This is a genomic window from Kitasatospora sp. NPDC059577, from assembly GCF_042735475.1.
In the GTDB taxonomy this organism is placed as follows: Bacteria; Actinomycetota; Actinomycetes; order Streptomycetales; family Streptomycetaceae; genus Kitasatospora.
Genome location: NZ_JBHWBZ010000007.1, coordinates 158,721 through 180,047, shown reverse-complemented (window position 1 = coordinate 180,047; position 21,327 = coordinate 158,721). Strand labels below are relative to the sequence as shown.

16 protein-coding genes and 1 pseudogene are annotated in these 21,327 nt (G+C 75.0%); 15 read left to right on the top strand and 2 right to left on the bottom strand.

The window, feature by feature from the left end:
• Nucleotides 1-44: 44 nt before the first annotated feature.
• The 15 genes and pseudogenes from ACFV0O_RS09660 to dpgD all read left to right on the top strand — a co-directional run bounded on the left by ACFV0O_RS09660 (nucleotide 45) and on the right by dpgD (nucleotide 16,271).
• A complete protein-coding gene (locus tag ACFV0O_RS09660) occupies nucleotides 45-410 on the top strand; it encodes an ArsR/SmtB family transcription factor (RefSeq protein WP_380338687.1) in 366 nt (121 codons plus the stop codon).
• 380 nt (nucleotides 411-790) lie between these two features.
• Nucleotides 791-1,480: a 2OG-Fe dioxygenase family protein gene (locus ACFV0O_RS09655; protein WP_380338684.1), complete on the top strand. Its 690-nt coding sequence runs from the start codon at nucleotides 791-793 to the stop codon at nucleotides 1,478-1,480.
• Between the two features lie 55 nt (nucleotides 1,481-1,535).
• Entirely contained in the window at nucleotides 1,536-2,579 is a 1,044-nt protein-coding gene (locus ACFV0O_RS09650; protein ID WP_380338681.1) for a diiron oxygenase, read from the top strand.
• Nucleotides 2,576-3,052, top strand: a pseudogene (locus ACFV0O_RS09645) (FAD-binding oxidoreductase); the annotation flags it as partial. The gene ACFV0O_RS09650 and the pseudogene ACFV0O_RS09645, both read left to right, overlap by 4 nt.
• A 704-nt stretch (nucleotides 3,053-3,756) precedes the next feature.
• Nucleotides 3,757-4,158 carry a BBE domain-containing protein gene (locus ACFV0O_RS09640; protein WP_380338678.1) on the top strand — a complete coding sequence of 134 codons (402 nt, stop codon included), beginning with the start codon at nucleotides 3,757-3,759 and terminating at the stop codon, nucleotides 4,156-4,158.
• 11 nt (nucleotides 4,159-4,169) lie between these two features.
• Nucleotides 4,170-5,405 (top strand): ATP-grasp domain-containing protein, encoded by a 1,236-nt coding sequence (locus ACFV0O_RS09635; protein ID WP_380338676.1) that lies wholly within the window; start codon nucleotides 4,170-4,172, stop codon nucleotides 5,403-5,405.
• Between the two features lie 149 nt (nucleotides 5,406-5,554).
• The gene (locus ACFV0O_RS09630; protein WP_380338673.1) at nucleotides 5,555-6,889 is read left to right on the top strand and encodes a peptide ligase PGM1-related protein; all 1,335 of its coding nucleotides are present in this window, start codon (nucleotides 5,555-5,557) and stop codon (nucleotides 6,887-6,889) included.
• Between the two features lie 25 nt (nucleotides 6,890-6,914).
• On the top strand, nucleotides 6,915-8,114 hold the full coding sequence (locus ACFV0O_RS09625; RefSeq protein WP_380338670.1) for a glycine amidinotransferase: 1,200 nt from the start codon (nucleotides 6,915-6,917) through the stop codon (nucleotides 8,112-8,114).
• Nucleotides 8,111-9,235, top strand: coding sequence for a methyltransferase (locus ACFV0O_RS09620; protein ID WP_380338667.1), 1,125 nt, complete (start codon nucleotides 8,111-8,113; stop codon nucleotides 9,233-9,235). Before ACFV0O_RS09625 ends, ACFV0O_RS09620 begins: the two co-directional genes overlap by 4 nt.
• 178 nt (nucleotides 9,236-9,413) lie before the next feature.
• The gene (locus tag ACFV0O_RS09615; RefSeq protein ID WP_380338664.1) at nucleotides 9,414-10,316 is read left to right on the top strand and encodes an LLM class flavin-dependent oxidoreductase; all 903 of its coding nucleotides are present in this window, start codon (nucleotides 9,414-9,416) and stop codon (nucleotides 10,314-10,316) included.
• Nucleotides 10,317-10,363: 47 nt separating this feature from the next.
• Nucleotides 10,364-11,635 carry a PLP-dependent aminotransferase family protein gene (locus tag ACFV0O_RS09610; protein ID WP_380338761.1) on the top strand — a complete coding sequence of 424 codons (1,272 nt, stop codon included), beginning with the start codon at nucleotides 10,364-10,366 and terminating at the stop codon, nucleotides 11,633-11,635.
• 214 nt (nucleotides 11,636-11,849) lie between these two features.
• Entirely contained in the window at nucleotides 11,850-13,124 is a 1,275-nt protein-coding gene (gene dpgA / locus ACFV0O_RS09605; protein ID WP_380338662.1) for a 3,5-dihydroxyphenylacetyl-CoA synthase DpgA, read from the top strand.
• Nucleotides 13,125-13,222: 98 nt separating this feature from the next.
• Nucleotides 13,223-13,951: an enoyl-CoA-hydratase DpgB gene (gene dpgB / locus ACFV0O_RS09600; RefSeq protein ID WP_380338659.1), complete on the top strand. Its 729-nt coding sequence runs from the start codon at nucleotides 13,223-13,225 to the stop codon at nucleotides 13,949-13,951.
• Entirely contained in the window at nucleotides 13,948-15,339 is a 1,392-nt protein-coding gene (locus tag ACFV0O_RS09595; RefSeq protein ID WP_380338656.1) for an enoyl-CoA hydratase/isomerase family protein, read from the top strand. Before dpgB ends, ACFV0O_RS09595 begins: the two co-directional genes overlap by 4 nt.
• 38 nt (nucleotides 15,340-15,377) lie before the next feature.
• Nucleotides 15,378-16,271: an enoyl-CoA-hydratase DpgD gene (gene dpgD / locus ACFV0O_RS09590; RefSeq protein WP_380338653.1), complete on the top strand. Its 894-nt coding sequence runs from the start codon at nucleotides 15,378-15,380 to the stop codon at nucleotides 16,269-16,271.
• Nucleotides 16,272-16,299: 28 nt separating this feature from the next.
• Here dpgD and ACFV0O_RS09585 read toward each other — a convergent pair whose 3' ends face one another.
• Nucleotides 16,300-17,718, bottom strand: a complete 1,419-nt coding sequence (locus tag ACFV0O_RS09585; protein ID WP_380338650.1) for an MFS transporter — start codon at nucleotides 17,716-17,718, stop codon at nucleotides 16,300-16,302.
• Between the two features lie 299 nt (nucleotides 17,719-18,017).
• Nucleotides 18,018-21,188, bottom strand: a complete 3,171-nt coding sequence (locus ACFV0O_RS09580) for an AAA family ATPase (protein ID WP_380338647.1) — start codon at nucleotides 21,186-21,188, stop codon at nucleotides 18,018-18,020.
• Nucleotides 21,189-21,327 lie beyond the last annotated feature (139 nt).

Sequence of the window (21,327 nt, the reverse complement as noted above, 5' to 3'; positions counted from 1 at the left end):
AACATATGAACGCCCCTTCATGTATGAGTTGTAGTATTGGCGCCATGGGTCATGGAGCCGCCCCCGCCACCGCCGTCCCGCACACGCGCCTGGACGCCGTCAGCGCTGCCCGGGTGGCCACCACCCTCCAGGCCCTGGCCACCCCCTCCCGCCTGCTGATCCTCTCCCGCCTGCGCGAAGGCCCCTGCGCCGCCACCGAACTCGCCACCGAGGTCGGGATGGAGCAGTCCGCCTGCTCCCACCAGCTGCGCCTGCTCCGCAACCTCGGCCTGGTGGTCGGGCACCGCCAGGGGCGCTCGGTCGTCTACGCGCTCTACGACAACCACGTCGCCGCGCTGCTCGACCAGGCCGTCTACCACATCGAGCACCTGCGCCTGGGGCTCAGCGACGCACCGGACGTCTCCGAGTAGCACCATCGCCGTAGCGGACGTCGCCGAGGAGCAACGTCGCCGAGGAGCAGGCCGGCAGCACGCAGCGGGCGGGCGCCGAGGAGCGGGCACCCGCCCGGTTCGACGGGGCCACCGCCCGTCCTGCGGGCGGCGCCCCGTCCCGCCCCGGGTCGCCCCGGGCCGGGCACCCACTTCTTCGTACCCGGCGTGTCCGGATCACGTCATGCCGGATCCGGAAGCCCGGATCGCTTGAACGCCGCGGTCACCGCGAATGACGATGGTCATCGCAGGAGCGATCCGTCCGACCGGGCCGGTGCCCGGTTCGGGGTCCGGTGTGCCTGCGTCTCCCCTCGTGGCCTCCATTGCGTCGACTGACACCCCACAGAATGGCTGGCTTTCGCATGGCGCTCAACGATCGGCACTACCAGTTCTTCTCCGTCCCGGAGCTGGACGCCTCCGTCCTCCGGGAGTTCCCGACCCTCCCTCTCGACCGGTACTGCGACGGCAAGTTCCGTCACCGCCGGTTCTCCCAGTACCGGATCGCCCACGACAGCGGCGGCGGCTGGCAGTTGGAGCTGCTGCCGCACCGCCCGTTCTGCCAGGCGACCCAGTTCAACGGCGTCACCGGCGGGCAGCTGCGCGACTTCGAACCGCTGCGGATCGACCCCGCCCCCCTGGTGCGGGCCGGCGCGGAGGAAGTGCCGCTGGACACCGCCACCGCCTGGCAGGTCGACGTGCACCAGTGGCGCATCGTCTCGGACGACAGCACCCGCGGCGTCTCGGTGCCGGAAGGACCGCATCAGGACGGGCACACCTTCAGCGTGATCGCCGTGATCGGCCGGGCCAACATCACCGGCGGCGAGACCCAGTTGATGCCGATGGACGACGACGAGCCCTTCGCGCGGACGGTACTGCAGCCCGGGGAGGCCGTCGTCCTCGACGACCGGAGGATGCGGCACTACGCCACCGACATCGCCGCGCCGCGCGGCCAGGAGGGGCACCGGGACCTCTTCCTGCTCGCCTACAACGCCTGGCCCGACCGGCGTTACGGCGAGGCGTACGAGAAGGCCGTACTCGCCGGCACCTGGTGAAGCGTCCGCGGTACGCCAGCGGTCCCCCAGGAGGCTCCCCGAGAGGACGCACGCCATGGCCCACCTTCCGGCCGCCGACCCCGGCCACCCACAGCCACAGCCGTACGCGCACCCGCCGCGGCACCCGCACCCGGGCCCGGCCCCGCACCTGCCGGAGCACGACCCGGCCGACCCCGTCGAGAACGCCGTCATCGCCCGGCTGGCCGGCAACTGGGCCCGGCGGGCCACCGTCAAGCGCGACGAACCCGACCTGGACGAGCTGTTCGAGCCCGCGCGGCCGGACTACCCCGAACACCTGCTGCCCTTCCACGACCACCCCGCCTACCTCGCGCTCGACGAGGAGCAGCGGGCCCGGCTGCTCGCCTGGGCCTGGGTGGCGTTCAACAAGAACGTGATGGACAACGAGCAGCGGGTGGTGAACCCGGGCTTCGAGCTGATCGCCCGGGACGCCTTCGGCACCGGGCTGTCCGAGACCTCCGTCCTGGCCGCGACCCAGGCCATGGTGGACGAGCAGTACCACACCCTCATGCACCTCAACGCCAGTGCGGTGACCAGGCGCCGGCGCGGCTGGCACCTCCCGGAGGCCGAACTGCCGTTGGCGCGCAAGGCCCGCCGGCACGCCGAACGGCTGAGCGGCGCCGGGCACCGCTGGCAGCGGGAACTGACCACGCTGGCCTTCGCCACCGTGTCGGAGCTGTCCATCAACGCCTACCTCGGCCTGATCGCCGACGACCCCCGCGTGCAGCCGGTGAACCGGGTCACCGCGACCCTGCACAACCGCGACGAGTACTGCCACTCCTCGATCTCCGCGGAGGTCGCCAAGGAGGTCTGCGCAGGACTGGACACCGAACGCCGGGCCTACTTCCTGGACGCCGTGGGCGACGGCATGCGCGCGTTCGGCGCCAACGACTTCACCACCTGGCGCCGGGTGGTCCGACTGGTCGGCGTGGCGGGCGGCGAGCAGATGATGCGCGACGTCGAACAGGACCAGGGACGCACCATGCTCGTCCAGGACTACAGCGCGCTGCACCGCCTCTGCACCGATCTGGGCGCGCTGGACGAGATCGACTTCGACTGGGGCGGGGTGACCCTGCGATGACCGCGCACACCGGACGCGCCACGCGCCCGCGCCGCACCGTGCCCGCCCTGGACGGCACCTGGCTGCGCCCCGGCAACCCCGGCTACGAGCAGGCCCGACGGGTCTGGAACGGCATGCACGACCGCCGTCCGGCGCACATCGTCCGCTGCCGCTCGGTCGCCGACGTCCGCCGGGGCCTGCGCTTCGCCGCCGGGGCGGGCCTGCCGGTGACGGTGCGCGGCGGCGGGCACAACGTGGCCGGGACGGCGGTGGCCGACGGCGCCGTGCTGATCGACCTGTCCCCGATGCGCGGTATCGAGGTCGACCCGGCCGCCCGGACCGCCCGGGCGCAGGGCGGCTGCCTGCTCGGCGACCTCGACGCGGCGACCGAGCCGCACCGGCTGGTCTGCCCCACCGGCATCATCTCGCGCACCGGCCTGGCCGGGCTCACGCTCGGCGGCGGGTACGGCTGGCTCAGCCGCCGCTGGGGCCTGACCTGCGACCACCTGCTGGCCGCCCAGGTCGTGCTGGCCGACGGCTCGGTGGTCGAGGCGACCGAGCGGGACCACCACGAGCTGCTGTGGGCACTGCGCGGCGGCGGCGGGAACTTCGGCATCGTCACCCGGTTCACACTGCGGCTGCGGCCGGCCGTCCCGGTGCACCGCCGCACTGCGGTGTACGAACTCGCGGACGCCGAAACGGCGTTGGCCCACTACCGGGCGTTCTCGGGCGAGCTCTCGGCGGACCTGCACGTGGCCGGCGCGCTCAAGGTCGCGGGCCAGTACGGAGGTCACGAGACCTGGCTGCCCGAAGAGCTGCGCGGCCGGCCCGCCCTCTACCTGACGGCGGTGTGGTGGGGGGGGGGCGGGGGGGCGGGGGGGGGCGCCCGGCCCCGGGTTGGGGCGCGGGGGGCCCCCCCCCCCCGCGCCGGCGCGGCTGCCACCCGCCCGCGCGGCGCGCCGCCGCGCGCGGCCCGCCCCCCCCCCCCCCGGGGCGGGGGGGGGGGGCGCGCCCCCCCCCCCCCCCCCAGGCCGCCTCCGAACCGCTGTTCGCCGCGCTGCGCCCCGCCGCCTCGACCGGCGGAGAGCTCTCCCACCGGCGGCTGCAGAGCGGCGGCGACCACGAACGGCCGGACGGCAACCGCTACTTCACCAAGACCCGCTACCTCACCGACATCCCGCCGCAGGCCACCGTCGAAATGGCCGACTCGCTGGCCGCGATGCCCTCCCCGCTGTCCTCGATCAACTTCGAGTACCTGCGCGGCGCGATCGCCGACGTCCCCGACGAGGACAGCGCCTTCCCCAACCGGGACGCGCCGTTCATCCACACCGTCTCCGCCCAGTGGACCGGGCCGCAGGAGGACGCCGGGAACATCGCGTGGACCAGGCGCTCCGTGGAACGGCTCGACCCGTGGAGCCACACCGGCGGCTACGTCAACTACCTGGTGGACGAGCGCGCCGACAAGGTGCGGGAGGTCTACGGGGACGCCCGCTACCGGCGGCTGGCCGCCGTGAAGGAGACGTACGACCCGCACAACGTGCTGCACCACAACCAGAACATCCGCCCGGTGACGGCGGACCGCCCCGCACCGCCCGCGTAGGAGGAGCCCGCATGCGCGTCGCCGTAGTGGACGGCTTCTCCACCTCCCGGATCCTGGTGCGGCAGCTCGCCGAGCACGCCGTGGACTGCGTCCACCTGCGCACCCAGCCGGCGTTCCGGGACTCCTACACCCGCGGCTTCGACCCCGGCGCCTACGCCGTCGACCTCGGCCACCTGCCGGAGGACGAGGCGGTGGCGGCGCTGCGCCGGCTGGCGGTGGACCGGGTGATCGCGGGCGGCGAGTCCGGGGTGGTCCTCGCCGACACCCTGGGCCACCGGCTCGGCCTGCCCGGCAACGACGTCCGCACCGCGCCCGCCAGGCGGGACAAGGCGCGGATGGCGGAACTGTTGCGCGCGGCCGGGCTGGCCGCCCCCTCCGGCACGCTCGCCACCACCGCCGACGGTGCGGCGGCCTGGTTCACGGCCAACGGCGGCACGACCGTCGTGGTCAAGCCGCTCGCCAGCGCCGCGACCGACGGCGTGCGGATCTGCGGCACCGCGACGGAGGTCCGCGAGGCCGCCGGGGACGTCCTCGGCCGGCCGAACTTCATCGGCGCGCCCAACCGGGCGGTGCTCGTCCAGGACTACCTGGAGGGCGACGAGTACATCGTCAACACCGTCTCCCGGGACGGCGTGCACAAGGTCGCCGAGATCCTCAGGTGTGCCAAGGACAAGGGCCCGCACGGCTCGCCGGTGTACGACTACCACGAGCCGGTCCCGCGCTCCGACCCGCGGGGCGAGGAGGTGGTGGCGTACACCAAGGAGGCCGTCACCGCGCTCGGCATCGCCCACGGCGCCGCGCACAGCGAGGTGATGCTCACCCCGGCCGGACCGGTGCTGATCGAGACCGGCGCCCGGCTGATGGGCTCCATCCACCCCTGGGTGCACGAGAAGTACCTCGGCACGTCCCACGTCCACCTGTACGCCCTCGCCCTGACCGACCCGGCGGCCTTCGCGGCCTTCCCGGACGAGGACCTGCGCTGGTCGCACGAGCTGCGCCAGGTCTACCTGTCCAACCACCGGGCCGGAGTGGCCGGTTCGGACGCCTGGCAGGAGCACTACCGCGCACTGGAGTCCTTCGTGGAACTCAGCGCACCGCTCGCCACCGGGCAGCCCGTGCCGCAGACCGTCGACCTGGCCACCGTCCCCGGCTACGTCTACCTCGCCGCGCCGTCGCTCGCCACGGTCGACCGCGACCGCGCCCGGATCCGGGCGTACGAGGAGCAGGGCGTCTACGTCCGTCCGTAGTCCCCCGGGCCCACGGGCCACGTCCCACTGCCCCGGCCCGTCTCCCCCGGAAGCACAGCGCCCTGCACCGCTCCTCCCGCCCGCGTCCCGCCCGTGTCTCTCTCCCGCCGCACACGTCCCGCACGTACCTCCCCGGAAGGAAGACCGCCATGCCCCGGCTGCTGATCGGCAACTGCTTCACCGACGAACTCGCCGGCGACCCGGTGCTACTGCCGCAGGCGCACCTGAAGACGGCCGCCGCCTCCGCCCAACTGCTCATCTGGTTCGCGCAGCCGGACGACATCGTCGTCCTGCCGCAGGAGCCGGAGGAGGAGCTGGTCGACTACATCACCGCCCTGACCGGCACCCCGCGCTCCGCCTTCCAGGTGCTGGTGCCGCCTCCCGGCGCCGCCGGGACCGACCTGCTCACCGCCGACCGGCTGGCGAACCCCGGGTTCCGCGAGGACCTCGCCAAGGCCATCGCCGACCGGCCGGTGGAGGCCGTCGTCCCGCTGACGCCGGAGGCCTCGGTGGTCGAACTGGGCCGCGCGCTCGGCTTCCTGGAGGCCGTCCCGGGCCACGCCTTCGTCGGCCAGGGCGGCGGGATGCTCCTCAACAGCAAGGCGGTCTTCCGCGCCGTCGCGGCCGGGTCCGGCGTGCCGCTGCCGGAGGGCGGGGTCTGCACCAACAGGGTCGACGCGGAGGAGGTCATCGCCGGCCTGTTCGCCAAGGGCCACCCGGCGATGGTCAAGCGCGACTACTCCTGCGGCGGCCTGGGCAACGAGATCGTCAGCCCCGTCGACGGCTACCGCCCGGTCGGTGCCGAGCGGGTCCTCGTCCTCCCCGACCGCGCCGCGATCCGCGCCTACCTGGACGAGCGCTGGGACTGGGCCACCAACGGCAGCCGCTACCCGGCCGTGGTAGAGCGCTACGTCCCCGACAGCCGCGGCATCTTCGTGGAGTTCGTCATCACCGACGACGGCCCGGTCTTCTCCGAGCACGGCGAGATGCTCTCCGCGCCGGTCGCCAACGCCCAGGTCATCCCCTCCCCCGCGCTGCCGCCCCGCGCGCTGCCCGAACTGGTCGCCGCCGGCGGCCGGTTGTGCGAGGCGCTGCGGATGATGGGCTTCCGCGGCCAGTTCTGCGCCGACGCCATCGTGACCGCCGACGGCGAGGTGATGTTCACCGAGTACAACGGGCGGATCACCGGCTCCACGCACATCTACACCGTCATCGGCCGCCAGCTGGTCGGCCCGGACTACGCCGACAGCCGGGTGCTCGTGGAGTACTGCAGGTGGCCGGTGCCCTCGTTCCGGGCCGCCGCCGACAAGCTCGCCGAGGCCGGCCTCGCCTACGACCGGACCACGCGCACCGGCGTCGTCCTGGTGAAGGCGTTCAGCCACGCCGACGGCACCGTGCGGTTCTGTGCGATCGCCGAGGACTTCGAGGCCGCCGAGGCCGTCCGCGAGCGGGTCGAGTCCCTGTTCCTGCCCACCGCGGCCTGACGCCGCACCCGACGGAGGATCAACCATGGCACCGCTGAACAGCTACGACGAGTGGTCGAGGCTGCGCGAGGTGGTCGTCGGCTCGGCCGAGAACTACACCTCGCACGAGCGCGAGCTCTCCTTCGACCTCTTCCACCACGACAACCTGGTCCGTTCCGAGTGGTACTACCCCCGGCTCACCGCCCCGGGAGCCGACGACCGGCCCGCCGGTGACGGCGCCGGCGGGGCCGGTGGGGCTGTCGGGGCCGGTGGAGCCGACAGCCGCACCGGCCAGTCGCCGATCAAGCAGCGCTACGTCGACGAGCTCACCGAGGACATCGAGGGCATCGCCGCCACCCTGCGCTCCCTCGGCGTGAAGGTGCTGCGCCCGCTGCCGCTGGACAAGGCCACCGTCGAGGTGCGCACCCCGGCGTGGTCGGCCGCCGTCGTACCGCCGCTCAACCTGCGGGACAACACCCTGGTGCTCGGCGACGAGATCGTCGAGACGCCGCCGATGATCCGCTCCCGCTACTTCGAGACCCAGCTGCTCACCCCGGTGTTCGCCGAGTACTTCGCCTCGGGCGCCCGCTGGACGGTCATGCCGCGCCCGCTGATGACGGACGCCTCCTTCGACCCGTCCTACGCCGACAGCTCGGCCGGCGGCCCGACCGAGCCGGTCCGGAACCCGCGGTCCTCCCCGTACGACGTCGGCTTCGAGATGATGTTCGACGGCGCGCAGTGCCTGCGGCTCGGCCGCGACGTGGTCGTCAACGTCTCCACCGCCAACCACGCCCTCGCCGTCGACTGGCTGGAGCGCCACTTCGAGGGCCGGTTCCGCTTCCACCGCGTCCACCGGCTCAGCGACAGCCACATCGACAGCATGGTGCTCGCGCTGCGGCCCGGCACGCTGCTGGTGCGCAACGAGCAGGTCGCCGAGTTGCTGCCCGAGCCGCTGCGCACCTGGGACCTGATCGTCCCGCCGGTGCCGGAGGTGAACAACTTCCCGCAGTACGAGGACGACGACCTGATCCTCACCAGCAAGTACATCGACCTCAACGTGCTCTCGGTGGACGAGGAGACCGTCCTGGTCAACGCCGCCTGCCCGGAGCTGATCCGCACCCTGGAACGGGCCCGCTTCACCGTCGTCCCGGTGGTGCACCGCCACCGCCGACTGTTCGGCGGCGGGTTCCACTGCTTCACCCTCGACACCGTGCGCGACGGCGGGCCGGAGGACTACCTCGGATGACCGGCACCCGAGACCCCCACGACCCCCACGGTACCCGCGACCCCCACGACACCGGGGATGCCCGGGACACCTGCGCTGCGCACGGCACCGACGACCGGGACCGGGTGCTGGAGCGCTTCCACCTGATCGCCAACGGCCCCGCACTGTTCAACGCCGTCGTCGCCGGCGCGGAGCTGGGCGTCTTCACGCACCTGTCGCGGCACCCGAAGTCCTCCTTCGACGAGGTCCGGGCCGCCCTCGGCCTGCCCGCGCACCAGCTGCGGGTACTGCTGTTCGCGCTGTGCACCACCGAGCTGATCCGGCGCGACGGCGGCGCGTACCGGAACACCCCGGTCGCCGAGGACTTCTTCGCGTCCGGCGGCGAGGACGACTGGGGGGACATCCTGGCCGGCTGGCAGCGGATCTACTACCCGGCGTTCGCACACCTCACCGAGGCCCTGCGCAGCGGCGAGAACACCGCGCTCGCCGCGTACCCCGGCTCCGAACCCACCCTCTACCAGCGGCTGGAGCACCGCCCCGAGCTGCAGGAGGTGCTGCACCGCTCGATGACCGCGTTCACCCTGCGGTCGATGAGCGGGATCGTCGACCACCTGGACCTGGCCGGCGTCGAGCACGTCCTGGACGTCGGCGGCGGCGACGGCACCACCGCCAAGGCGCTGGCCGCCGCCCACCCCGGCGTGCGGTTCACCGTCTTCGACGTGCCGGGCGTCGCCGAGATCGGCAGCCGCCGGATGGCCGGGCCGCTCGCCGACCGGGTCGCGCTGCACCCCGGCGACATCTTCCTCGACCCGTTCCCGCGCGACGCGCAGTGCGTGCTCTTCAGCCACTGCCTGGAGGTCTTCGACGGCGACCAGATCCTGGCCCTGCTGACCAAGGCCTTCGACGCCCTGCCGCCCGGCGGGAGGGTCGCGGTGTACGGGTACCACGCGGCCGACGACGAGCAGCGCGGCCTCTACGGCGCACGGCTCTCGCTCTACCTCAACGTGCTGGCCACCGGCCAGGGGATGGCCTACCCGGCGGACGACTACGAACGCTGGCTCGGCCGGGCCGGGTTCGTGGACGTCGGAACCGTCGCGGACCTCCCGTACGAACACGGGCTCGTCACCGGCGTCCGGCCGTGAGCCCGGTCGTGCGTCCGGTCGTGAGTCCGGTCGTGCGTCCGACCGCCGGCACGGTCGTGAGCCCGGTCGTGGGCCCGGTCGTGCGTCCGGCCGTGGGCCCGGTCGTGAGTCCGGTCGTGCGTCCGACCGCCGGCACGGCCGGGTCCGCGGCCACCGTGCGCCCGCGGGAGGGGCGGTCATGCGCGTCGGCATCGTGATCCTCCCCGAGCACCGCTGGCCCGAGGCCCGCGAACGATGGCTCCGGGCCGAGGAGTTGGGCTTCGACCACGCCTGGACGCACGACCACCTGAGCTGGCGGTGGCTGCGCGACGAACCCTGGTTCGGCTGTCTGCCGACCCTGGCCGCCGCAGCCGCCGTCACCTCGCGGATCGAGCTGGGCACGCTGGTCGCCACACCCGAGTTCCGCCACCCCGTCCCCTTCGCCAAGGAGGTCATGACGATCGACGACATCTCCGGCGGCCGGATGGTCTGCGGGCTCGGCGCGGGCGCGGGCGGCCACGACGGCACCGTGCTGACCGGCCGGGGCCGCCCCGCGGCCGAACGGGCCGACCGCTTCGCCGAGTTCGTCCACCTCACCGACCTGCTGCTGCGCCGGCCGGTCACCGACCACAGCGGCCGTTACTACGGCGCGCACGGCGCCCGGATGCGTCCCGGCTGCGTCCGGCGGCCCCGGGTCCCCCTCGCGGTGGCCGCCGGGGGCCCGCGGGCGATGCGGCTGGCCGCCGGGTACGCCGACATCTGGATCACCAACGGCACGCCCGGCCGGTTCGACGCCCTGCCGTACCGCGAGGCGCTGCCGCTGCTCGCCCGGCAGCGGACCGCGCTGGACGAGGCCTGCGCGGAGGCCGGGCGGGACCCTGGGACGCTGCGCCGGCTGCTGCACACCGGCGCGACGGTCGGCGGCGTCCTCGACTCCCCGGCCGCCTTCGAGGACGCGACGGGCCTCCTCGCCGACCTCGGGTTCACCGACCTGGTGGTCAACTGGCCCCGGGCGCACCACCCGTACGCCGGGGACGCCGCCGTACTGGAGCGGATCGCCGCCGTACTTCCGGGCAACTCCGGGAGGCGAACGACGTGTTGACCACCGACGACCTGCACGCCAGCGTGTCGGATCCACTGCTGGACACGATGAACTTCCTCAACGAGATCACCACGCGCTACCCGGAGGCGATCTCCTTCGCCCCCGGCCGACCGTACGACGGCTTCTTCGACGTCGAGCAGGTCTTCGCCCATCTGCGCCGCTACCTCGACCACTTGGCGGAGACCGGCGCCTCCCCCGGGCAGGTCCGCGACGCGCTGTTCCAGTACGGCCCGACCGCCGGGCGGATCCGGGAGCTGGTCGCCGACTCGCTGCGCAAGGACGAGGGGATCGACGTCCCCCCGGAGGCCGTGGTGGTGACGGTCGGCTGCCAGGAGGCGATGCTGCTCGCGGTGCGCGCGCTGCACGCCCGGCCGGAGGACGTGCTGCTGGTGGCCAGCCCGTGCTACGTCGGCATCGCCGGGGCGGCCCGGGTGCTCGACGTCGAGACCGCGCCGGTCCACGACCGCGACGGCGGCTTCGACTGCGCCGCACTGCGGGAGGCGGTGCTCGCCGAGCGCGCCCGGGGCCGCCGGCCGCGGGCCTGCTACCTGATCCCGGACCACGCCAATCCGCGCGGCACCACCGTGCCGCTCGCGACCCGGCACCGACTCCTCGACCTGGCCGACGAGTTGGACCTGCTCCTGCTGGAGGACAGCCCGTACCGGATGGTCAGCCCCGGGGCGCAGCTGCCCACGCTCAAAGCCCTCGACCTCCGACGGGCCGGCCACCGCGGCCCCCGGGTGGTCCACCTCGGCTCGTACGCCAAGACGCTGTTCCCCGGCGCCCGGGTCGGCTACGTCGTCGCCGACCAGCCGGTGACCGACCGGGCGGGACGCACCGGGCTGCTCGCCGCCGAACTCACCAAGATCAAGAGCATGGTCACGGTGAACACCTCCCCGCTCGGCCAGGCCGTGGTGGCGGGGATGCTGCTCGCCGCCGACGGCCACACCGGCCGGCTCAACGCCGAGAGCTCCGCCTACTACGGCGACACCATGCGGGCCACCCTGCGCCGCCTGGCGGAGTGCTTCCCGCCCGCGCGCCGGGAAGCCCTCGGGGTGCGCTGGACCCACCCCGAGGGCGGGTTCTTCCTGGCCCTGGACGTACCGTTCGCCGCCGACAACGCGGCGCTGGCCCGCTCGGCCCGGCAGTACGGCGTGATCTGGACGCCGCTGTCGTACTTCCACCCGCACGGCGGCGGGACCCACGGCATCCGCCTGTCCACCAGTTACCTCACCGAGCACGACATCGCCGAGGGGATCGCGCGCCTGGCGCGGTTCGTCGAGGCGGAGGCGTCCGGTGGAGGGAGGCCGCTCCGTTGACCCCCACGACCCGCACCGGCACGACCCGCCAGGACGGTTCCCTCACGTCCCGCCCGGACCGTGACCGCGCACCACGCCCGGACCGTACCCGCCCACCCCGTTCCGACCGTGACCGCACACCCGGCCCGGACCGTGACCGCGCACCAGGCCCGGACCGTACCCGCAGCCCCCGGACACCGCGCGGCACCCGCCGCCGGTGGGGATGGACCTACCGATGACCCTCAGCACCGTCAGCGCCCCCGGCACCGTCGACACCGTCGGGGCCCCCGTCGACACGGCGGCGCCCGCCGACCCCGTCCGCCGCCAGAGCCGCCCCTCCTCCCTCACCTGGTCCCGCGCCCCCGGCCCCGACGCGGGCCCGGGCCCCGGCCCCGCCCCCGCCGCCGTCCCCGGTCCGGCCCGCGCCCTGACCGCGCCGCGCATCACCGGCGTCGGCACCGCGGTGACGCCCGAGTCGTACACCCAGCGCGAACTGCTCGACATCTTCGGGATCGAGGACCCCAAGGTCCGCTCGGTCTTCCTGAACAGCGCCATCGAACGCCGCCATCTGACCCTCCCGCCCCGGGACGAGCGCGGCCGCTGCCTGCCCGAGTCCCAGGGCGAACTGCTCGCCAAGCACCGCCGGCTGGCCGTCGACATGGGCGCGCGGGCCCTGCTCGACTGCCTCGCCGACGCCGGGCTCGGCCTCTGCGACATCGACTACCTGTGCTGCGTCACCACCACCGGCTACCTCACCCCCGGCCTGACCGCCCTGCTGATCCGCGAGCTCGGAATCGCACCGGACTGCCACCGGGTCGACGTCGTCGGGATGGGCTGCAACGCCGGACTCAACGCCCTCAACGCAGTCGCCGCGTGGGCCGCCGCCCACCCCGGACAGGTGGCCGTGATGGTCTGCGCCGAGGCCTGCTCGGCCGCGTACGCCTTCGACGACACCCTGCGCACAGCCGTCGTGAACAGCCTGTTCGGCGACGGCGCGGCCGCGATCGCGGTGGTCGCGGGTGAGGAGGCCGCACCGGCGGCGGGCCCGGACGGGGAGACCGCCCCGCGCGGCCCGCGGATCCTCTCCTTCGCCAGCCGCATCATCACCGACGCCCTGGGCGCGATGCGCTACGACTGGGACGACGAGCAGGTTCGGTTCAGCTTCTTCCTCGACCCGGAGATCCCGTACGTGGTGGGCGCCAACGCCGAACGGGTCGTCGACGGCCTGCTGTCCGGCGCGGGCCTGCGGCGCGGCGACATCGCCCAGTGGCTGGTGCACTCCGGCGGCAAGAAGGTCATCGACGCGGTCCGGCTCAACCTCGGGCTCACCCGCCACGACGTCCGCCACACCACCGGCGTCCTGCGCGACTACGGCAACCTGTCCAGCGGCTCCTTCCTGTTCTCCTACGAACGCCTGCTGCGCGAACGGGTCGTGCGCCCCGGCGAGTACGGCGTGCTGATGACGATGGGCCCGGGTTCGACGATCGAGACGGCGCTGGTGCAGTGGTGACGAACGGGACAGGGACAGGCACGCGGACCGGGACGGGGGCAGGCACGCGGACCTGCGCGCCGCCCGGCGCGCCGACAGGGACGGGAACAGGGGCGGACATGGACGGGACCGACGTGGTGACCCTCGCGATCGACGGCAGCCGACCGCTGTCGGCGGCCTCCGTGGCCGCCGTCGCCCAGGCCTGCGACCGGGTCCAACGCGGCCCGGGCGCCCGGCTGGTGCTGCGCGTCGCGGGCGCGCCCGGGCCGGGCTGGACCGACGGCCTGACGGTCGGCCTGGTGAGCAAGTGGGAGCGCGGACTGCGCCTGCTGGAGCGACTGCCCGCTCTCACCCTGGCCGTGGCGGACGGCGACTGCGGCGGCACCGCCCTGGACGTCCTGCTCGCCGCCGACTACCGGATCGCCACCACCACTGCCCGGCTGGTCGTGCCGGTGACCGGCGGCGGCGCGAGCGGCACCTGGCCGGGGATGGCGCTCTACCGGCTCGCGCGCCAGGGCGCGGGCATCGCGACCGTCCGCCGGGCCCTGCTGTTCGGCGAGCCGGTCGACGCCTTCCGGGCCCGGTCGGTCCACCTGGTCGACGAGGTCTCCGACGACGTGACCGGCGCACTGGCGGCCGCCGCGGAACGGCTCGGGACGCTGTCCGGGGCCCTGCCCGAAGCACCGCCCACGGCCCTGTCCGGAGCCGAACTGGCCATCCGCCGCCAGCTGATGTTCGACGCGGGCACCACCACCTTCGAGGAGGCCCTCGGCGTGCACCTGGCCGCCTGCGACCGGGTCCTGCGGCGCACGGCGGACAGCACGACGGCGGCCGGTGGGACGGCATGAGCGCCCGCCACGACGTCCGGGGCGGGCTCCCCTCCGCCCGCAAGGCCCTGGCCCTCGCCGCCGAACGCTGCGAGGGCAGGCTCGCCGCGCTGCCCCCGCCCGGCCACCGCACCCCCGCCGAACGCGCCACCGCGGCCCGGGCGCACGACGAGGCCCGCGGCCTGCGCCACCTGTTCCTGACGGCCCACGTCGACGCCGTCCACGACGAGCTCACCGCCGGCCGCACCCGGCACCCGCGCATCGCCGAACTCGCCGCCGACGCCGCCCTCGCCTTCCCCGGACTGGTACCCGGCGCCGAGGCGCTGGCAGCCGAACACGCCCTGCCGCAGGCCGAGAAGGAAGGCCGGGAGATCGACCAGGGCCTGTTCTTCCGGCACGTCCTCACCTCGCCCACCGCCGGCCCCCACCTGCTGGACGCCATGCTGCGCCCCACCGGCCGCGCCCTGGCCCTGCTGCCGGAGTTCACCGCCACCGGCCGCGCCGACCTCGGCTCGGTCCGGATCGAGCGCACGGACGGCGCCGCGCGGCTCACCATGGTCCGGGAGGACTGCCTCAACGCCGAGGACCCGCGCCAGGTCGACGACATGGAGACCGCCGTCGACCTCACCCTGCTCGACCCGGGCACCGAGGTCGGCCTGCTCCGCGGCGGCGTCATGAGCCACCCCCGGTACGCCGGCCGGCGGGTGTTCAGCGCGGGCATCAACCTCAGGAGCCTGCACGGCGGCGGCATCCCCCTGGTCGACTTCCTGCTGCGGCGCGAACTGGGCTACATCCACAAGCTGATACGCGGGGTGCTCCCCGTCGACGGACCCGGCGCCGGTGCGGTCGGCGGCGCCGGTCCCGGCCGCGGCACCGCCGCCCACCCCGACGGCCGTCCGCGCTGGGACCGCCGGACGGTGGAGAAACCGTGGGTCGCGGCCGTCGACACCTTCGCCATCGGCGGCGGCGCCCAGCTGCTGCTGGTGTTCGACCACGTGATCGCCGCCGCGGACGCGTTCTTCAGCCTGCCCGCCGCCCAGGAGGGCATCGTGCCCGGCGCGGCCAACTTCCGCCTCGGCCGGGCGATGGGCGCCCGGCGGTCCCGCTCCCTGGTGCTCGGCGGCCGCCGCATCCGCGCCGCCGAGCCCGACGCCCGGCTGCTGGCCGACGAGGTGGTCGAACCCGAGGAGGTGGACGCAGCCGTCGAACGGGCCCTGCGGTCGCTGCGCGGCCCGGCCGTACTGGCCAACCGGCGGATGCTCAACCTCGCGGAGGAACCGGAGGACGCGTTCCGCCGGTACATGGCCGAGTTCGCCCTCCAGCAGGCGCTGCGGCTGTTCGACCCGGACGTCCTGGCGAAGGCCGGGCGCTTCTCGGCGCGGCCGGGCGCGGGGACGGCGACGCCGTGAGCCGGGACGGCACAACCGGGCGCGGGGACGGCGACACCGTGAGCGGGGATGCGGCGAACGGTTCGGCGGTCAAGGCCCCCGCGGCGCACGGGCGTCCGCGCGTGCGCTACGTGAAGGACGGCCACGTCGCCCGGGTCACCATCGACCGCCCGGAGGTCCTCAACGCGATGGACCTGCGCACCCACGCCGAACTGGCCGAGGTGTGGGACGACGTCCAGGCCGACGACCGGATCCGGCTGGCCGTGCTCACCGGCGCGGGCGACCGGGCCTTCTCGGTCGGCCAGGACCTGCACGAACGCGCCCGGCTCGACGCCGAGGGCGGACCGCGTACCTCCTTCGGCAGTCGCGGCCTGCCCGGCCACCCCCGGCTGACCGAGCGCTTCGGCCTGGTCAAGCCCGTGATCGCCCGGGTGGACGGCTACGCGCTCGGCGGCGGCTTCGAACTCGCCCTCGCCTGCGACCTGGTGATCGCCTCCGAACGCGCGGTGTTCGCGCTGCCGGAGGCGGGCCTCGGGCTGATGCCGGGCGCGGGCGGCGTGTTCCGGCTGGTCCGCCAGCTGCCGCTGAAGACCGCGATGGGCCACCTGCTGACCGGCCGGCGGTTGGACGCCGCCGCGGCGCTGCGGTTCGGCCTGGTGAACGAGGTCGTGCCGGCCGAGGAACTCGACGCCCGCACCGAGGCCTGGGTACGGGACGTGCTGCGCTGCGCGCCGCTGTCCCTCTACGCGATCAAGGAGGCCGCCCTGGCCTCGCTCGACCTGCCGCTCGCCGAAGCCTTCGGCACCCGCTTCACCTGGGAGGAGCGGCGTCGCCACAGCCGGGACGCCGTCGAGGGCCCCCGCGCCTTCGCGGAGGGGCGGGAGCCCCGCTGGGCCGGACTGTCCGCCGACAGCCCGGCCCAGCACCCCGGGGCCGGAGCCCCGGAGGTCTGACGGTCGCCCGGTCGTCGGCTCATTCCGGTTACGGCGTGGCCGACGACCGTGCGGCGGTCGCCTGCCCCGATCCGTCCGGTTCACTCCTCTTCGTCCCGCCGGGCTGCGCGGCCGCGGACGGCGGCGTCGCGGGCGCCGTCCCCGCCGCCGGATCCGCTGGGGCCGTTCGCGCGGCCGGATCCGCGGGCACCGTCCCCGCAGCGGCCTCCCCGGCCCCGGCGGCCTCCTCCGCCATCCGGTAGCGGGTGAACTCCGGCACCGCCTTCGCCAGCGCCAGCGCCCCGACCACGCAGGCCACCCCGCCCGCCACCGCCGCGACCGCGGGCCCGCAGGCCGCCGCCACCAGGCCCGCCCGGACGTCACCGAGCCGCGGCCCGCCGGCGCCGACCACCGTGAGCACCCCGGAGGTCCGCCCGCGCAGTTCGTCCGGGGTCTCGTGCTGCAGGATCGACGACCGCTCGACCGCGCTGACCGTGTCGGCGTACCCGGCGACCGCGAGCAGCAGCATGGCGAGCCACAGCGAGCCCGCCAGCCCGAGTGCCCCCAGCGAGATGCCCCAGGCGAGCACGGCCAGCAGCGCGGCCCGTCCGAGCCGGCGGACCTTCGGCATCCAGCCGCCGAACATCGACCCCAGGAACGCCCCGCTCGCCAGCGCCGCCGACAGGTAGCCGGCCAGTTCCGGGCCGCCGTGGAAGCGCTCCACCGCGAGGACCGGGAAGAGCGCCGTGGGCATCGCGAAGACCGTCGAGTTGAGGTCCAGGACGTAGCACATCCACAGCACCGGACGGGACTTGAGGTACCGGATGCCCTCCAGCACCGAGGACAGGTCGGCACGCCGCCCGCCGCCCTCGGGCAGGACGGCCGGCAGTCCGGCGATGAACGTGATGGCGAGCACGAAGCAGGCCACGTCCACCGCGTACGCGGCGCCGTACCCGCCGAGGGAGACCGTCGCGCCGGCCGCCAGCGGCCCCCCGACGATGCCGACGGTGAAGACCAGCAGCAGCAGGGCGTTGGCGGCGGGCAGGTCCTCCGGCTCGACCAGCCGGGGCAGCAGCGCCCGCCGGGTCGGCAGGTCGATCGCGAAGAACGCGGCCTGGACGGTGACGCAGGTGTAGAGGAGCCAGAGGCTGTCGGCGTGCGCGACCGCCTGCACCACCAGGGCGACGCTCACCGCGGCCGAACCGGAGGAGGTGATCAGGATCAGCCGGCGGCGGTCCATCGAGTCGGCGATCGCCCCGCCGTAGATGCCGAAGACGACGATCGGCAGCAGCGCGGCGAGGCCGACCATGCCGAGGGCGACGGAGGAGTGCGAGACCGAGTACACCTGCCAGGGCACCGCGACCTGGGTCACCTGGCTGCCCACCATGGTCAGGCACTGGCCGACGAACAGTCTCCGGAAGCCTGGGGACCGCCGCAGCGGTGTGACGTCGGCGAGCAGTTCCTTCATGGGTCCTTCCCCCTGTGGAGAGTCACGTGGCCGCGCGGGGATCATGCGCGGGCGCGGACCAGTCTCGGCCGGACGGCGGGGCGGCACATCGGGAGATCACGTCGTGTCGGCGGGTGTCCGCCGGGCGGGGGTAAGGGCCGGGTAAGGGGACGCCCCGCCGCGACGGTTCGGGCCGCTCGAAGGCCCTTCGCGGGCGCGACGGTTCGGGGCAGCGACGGTCCAGGGCTGCAACGGTTCGGGGCTGCGACGGTTCGGGGCAGCGGCTGTTCAGCACTGCGGCAGACCAGGACTGCGGCGGTTCACGACTGCGACGGCGGCCCGAGCAGGCGCTGCCGGTGGGCGGCGTCCACCGCCTCGGTCCGGCTTCCCGCACCGAGCTTGGCCATCACCCGGGTCAGGTGGACGCTGACGGTCTTCTCGCTGATGAACAACCGCTCGCCCACCTCCCGGTTGGTGAGGCCCTGGGCCACCAGGGCGAGCACCGAGCGTTCCCGCTCGGTGAGCGGTCCGTTTCCGGCTTCCGCGACCCGACCCGCCGCCCCCGCCGACCGGACCCCGATCCGTCCGGCCAGGTCCTCGACGGCCGCCAGCAGCGGCGCCGCGCCGAGCCGGCGGGCGATCCGGGCCGCCTGCTCCAGGTCTGCGCCCGCCTGTGCCCTCGTCGCGTGGCCGGCTCGGCGGCCGGCGCCCGCCGCGCGGGTGCGCACCAGCACCTCGGCGCGCCGCCAGAGCGCCTGCGCCCGACGGTACGGGTCGCCACCTCCACGGCCTCCGCCGCCGCCTCCACCGCTGCCGTCGCCGGCCGCGAAGGCCTCGGCGACTGCGGCCCACTGCTCGGCGGTGGTCTCGCCGAGCGCGGTCCGGTGCTCGGCCTCGATCCAGGCCGACCAGCCGCGGGACGGCGCGCCCTCGGCCCGCGCGCGGGCCCGGGCCGCGAGCGCGGCCACCGCCCCGGCGTCGCCGAGCCGGCCGTACGCGGTCGCGCCGAGCGCGCACAGCGGCAGTTCCTCCGCCCGCCGGGCCGCCGAGTCCTCGCCGCGGTCCCGGTCGAGCGCCCGCCGGACCAGGTCGGCGGCCTCCTCCGGCCGGCCCCGCCACAGCGCCGCCTCGGCGAGCGCCTGCGCGGCGAGCAGTGCGAGGTGTGGGGGGACCGGTTCCCGGCCGCACCCATCGACCTCCTCGCCCCGAGCGGCCACCAACACCGCTTCCGCCGAATAAAGTTGACGGATGATCAGATTCGACGGAGGGGTGTGGTCCGGCCGTAGCGCCGCCCCGGCCCCGGCCCAGTCGCCGGCCCGGAAGAGCGCGACCGCGCGGGCCGTCCGCAGCCGTAGGCCGTACTCGCTCCAGGTGGTCCCGGTCCGCTCGGCCCGCTCCTCGCCGGCCACGAACTCGGCCACCGCCCCGGCCGGGTCACCGGCCAGCAGCCTGGTCAGCCCCAGCCCGTAGTGCGCCCGCAGTTCGACCCCGAAGTGGCCCGACACGCCGCCGTGTTGGCGCATGTCGGCCAGGACCGCGGCGGCGCCGGGCCGGCGCAGCCCGGCGAAGGCCAGCGTGATCCGCGCGTCGGCCTCCGCACCCAGCGCGTCGCACTCCGGCCCGTAGGGGTCCGTTCCCGGCGCGAACGCCGCCTGTGCGCCGGCCGCCAGCGCGTCCCGGACGGCGCTCGCGGCCTGCTCGGACGCCTCCTCCGTCCGGCCGAGCCGGTGCAGGGCGCGGGCGAGCAGCGCATGGCTCCAGGCCCGGTCGGCGGACGGCGGCCCGGCGGCCAGCAGCCGCAGCGAGATCCCGGCCTGCCGGGCGGCCCGTTCGGCCTGTCCGGGGAACTCCAGCAACCGCAGCCCGTACCGCAGCCGGGTGGCCGCCGCGACCACCGGATCGCCGTCCGCCTCGGCGAGTTCGACGGCCTTCTCCTGCAGCGCCAGGGCCCGTTCGGGCTCACCGCTGTCACCCGCGCCCATCGCGGCCAGCCGGGTCAGGCCGACCGCGCTCGTCCCGGTGACGGCGGCCGCGTCGGGCACGCGCGGCCACAGGTCGAGGGCGCGCTCACCGTGCGCCAGCACCTCGCCGAACGCACCCCGGTGCGCGGCGTCCCGGGCGGCGCGCACGCTGGCGTCCAGCGCCAGCGGGAGGTCGTGCGCGGCCAGCGCGTGGAAGGCCACCTCGGCGGCGCTGCCCCGGGACCGTTCCAGCAGGGCGGCGCAGCGGGCGTGCAGCCGGGCGCGCAGGCCGGGGAGCAGGCCGCCGTACACCGATTCGCGCAGGAGGGCGTGCCGGAAGCCGTAGCTCTCGGTGGCGACCGCGCCGACGGCACCGGCCGGTCCTGCGGCTGCGGTCCACGCGGCGGACGTGGCCCCCTCGACGGCTGCGGTCCGCGCTGCGGACGTGGTCCACTCGACGGATGTGCTCCACGCGGCGCCGGTGACGGTCCCGGGCGGCTCCTCGGTGATCAGGACACCGTGGTCCAGGGCCTGTTGGAGTGCGTCGTCCAGGTTCGCGCCCCCCAGCTCGGCGAGCGCCCCCAGGGTTTCGGCCGGCGCCGGGCGGCCGACCACGGCGGCGGCGCGGAGCAGCAGCCGGGTCGGGTCCGCGAGACGCTCGACCCGAGCGGTCAGGACCTCCGACAGGCTGCCGGTCGGACCGACGGACCGGGAACCCGTCCAGGTGCCCGTCCGGACGCTCGCCCGGGTACCCGTCCGGGTGCTCGTCGCGGCGGTGACCAGCTCCTCGGCGAAGAACGGGTTGCCGTCGCAGCGCCGGGCGATGCGGTCGAGCTCGGCGTCCTCCGGCGGCGGTCCGCCCTCCGTCGGCGCCGCCAGCGCCCGCACCAGGTCGAGGATCACCTCCTCGGTCAGCGGGGCGAGTTCGAGCCGGTGCACGCCCGGCAGCCGGTACAGCTCGGCCAGCACCCGGCGCAGCGGGTGGCACCGCTCCAGGTCGTCGCTGCGGTGGCTCGCGACGGTCAGCACGGGCCCGGGGCCCAGCCGGGACAGCAGGAACGTCAGCAGGTCCAGGCTGGACCGGTCGGCCCAGTGCAGGTCCTCGATCACCAGCACCACCGGCGTCTCCCGGGCCAGCTCCCGCACGGCCGCCAGAACCGCCGAGAACATCCGCACCCGGCTCGGCGGCCGCCCGCCCGCCTCTGCCGCCGGTCCGGCGGTCAACAGGCCCAGCACGCCCTCGTGTTCGAGCAGCCGGCCGGCCGCCGTCGCCTGTAGGGCGAGCTCGGCGAACGGCAGGTAGGGCAGCTCCGACCGGGTGTCGACGCAACGCCCGGTCAGCACCAGCGCGCCGGAACGCCCGGCGGCGGCCGTGAACTCCTCGATCAGCCGGGTCTTGCCGATGCCCGCCTCACCGACCACCACGACGGCTGCGGGCTCCCCGGTCCGGACGCGGTCCAACGCGCCGAGCAGGTCTCCGAGTTCGTCGTCCCGCCCGACGAGTCCGATCCCGACCCGGCGTCGCAGCATGCCGACGAGCATGGCACGGGCGCCGGGGGCGCTCAAAGGACCGCGCCCGGGACGCCGCCCGGAGCCTGCGCCGGTCCCCTGTCCGCCCCTTTCCGCAGGTCCCCCGTCCGCCCGCCCCGCACCGCCGCCGCAGGCGCCC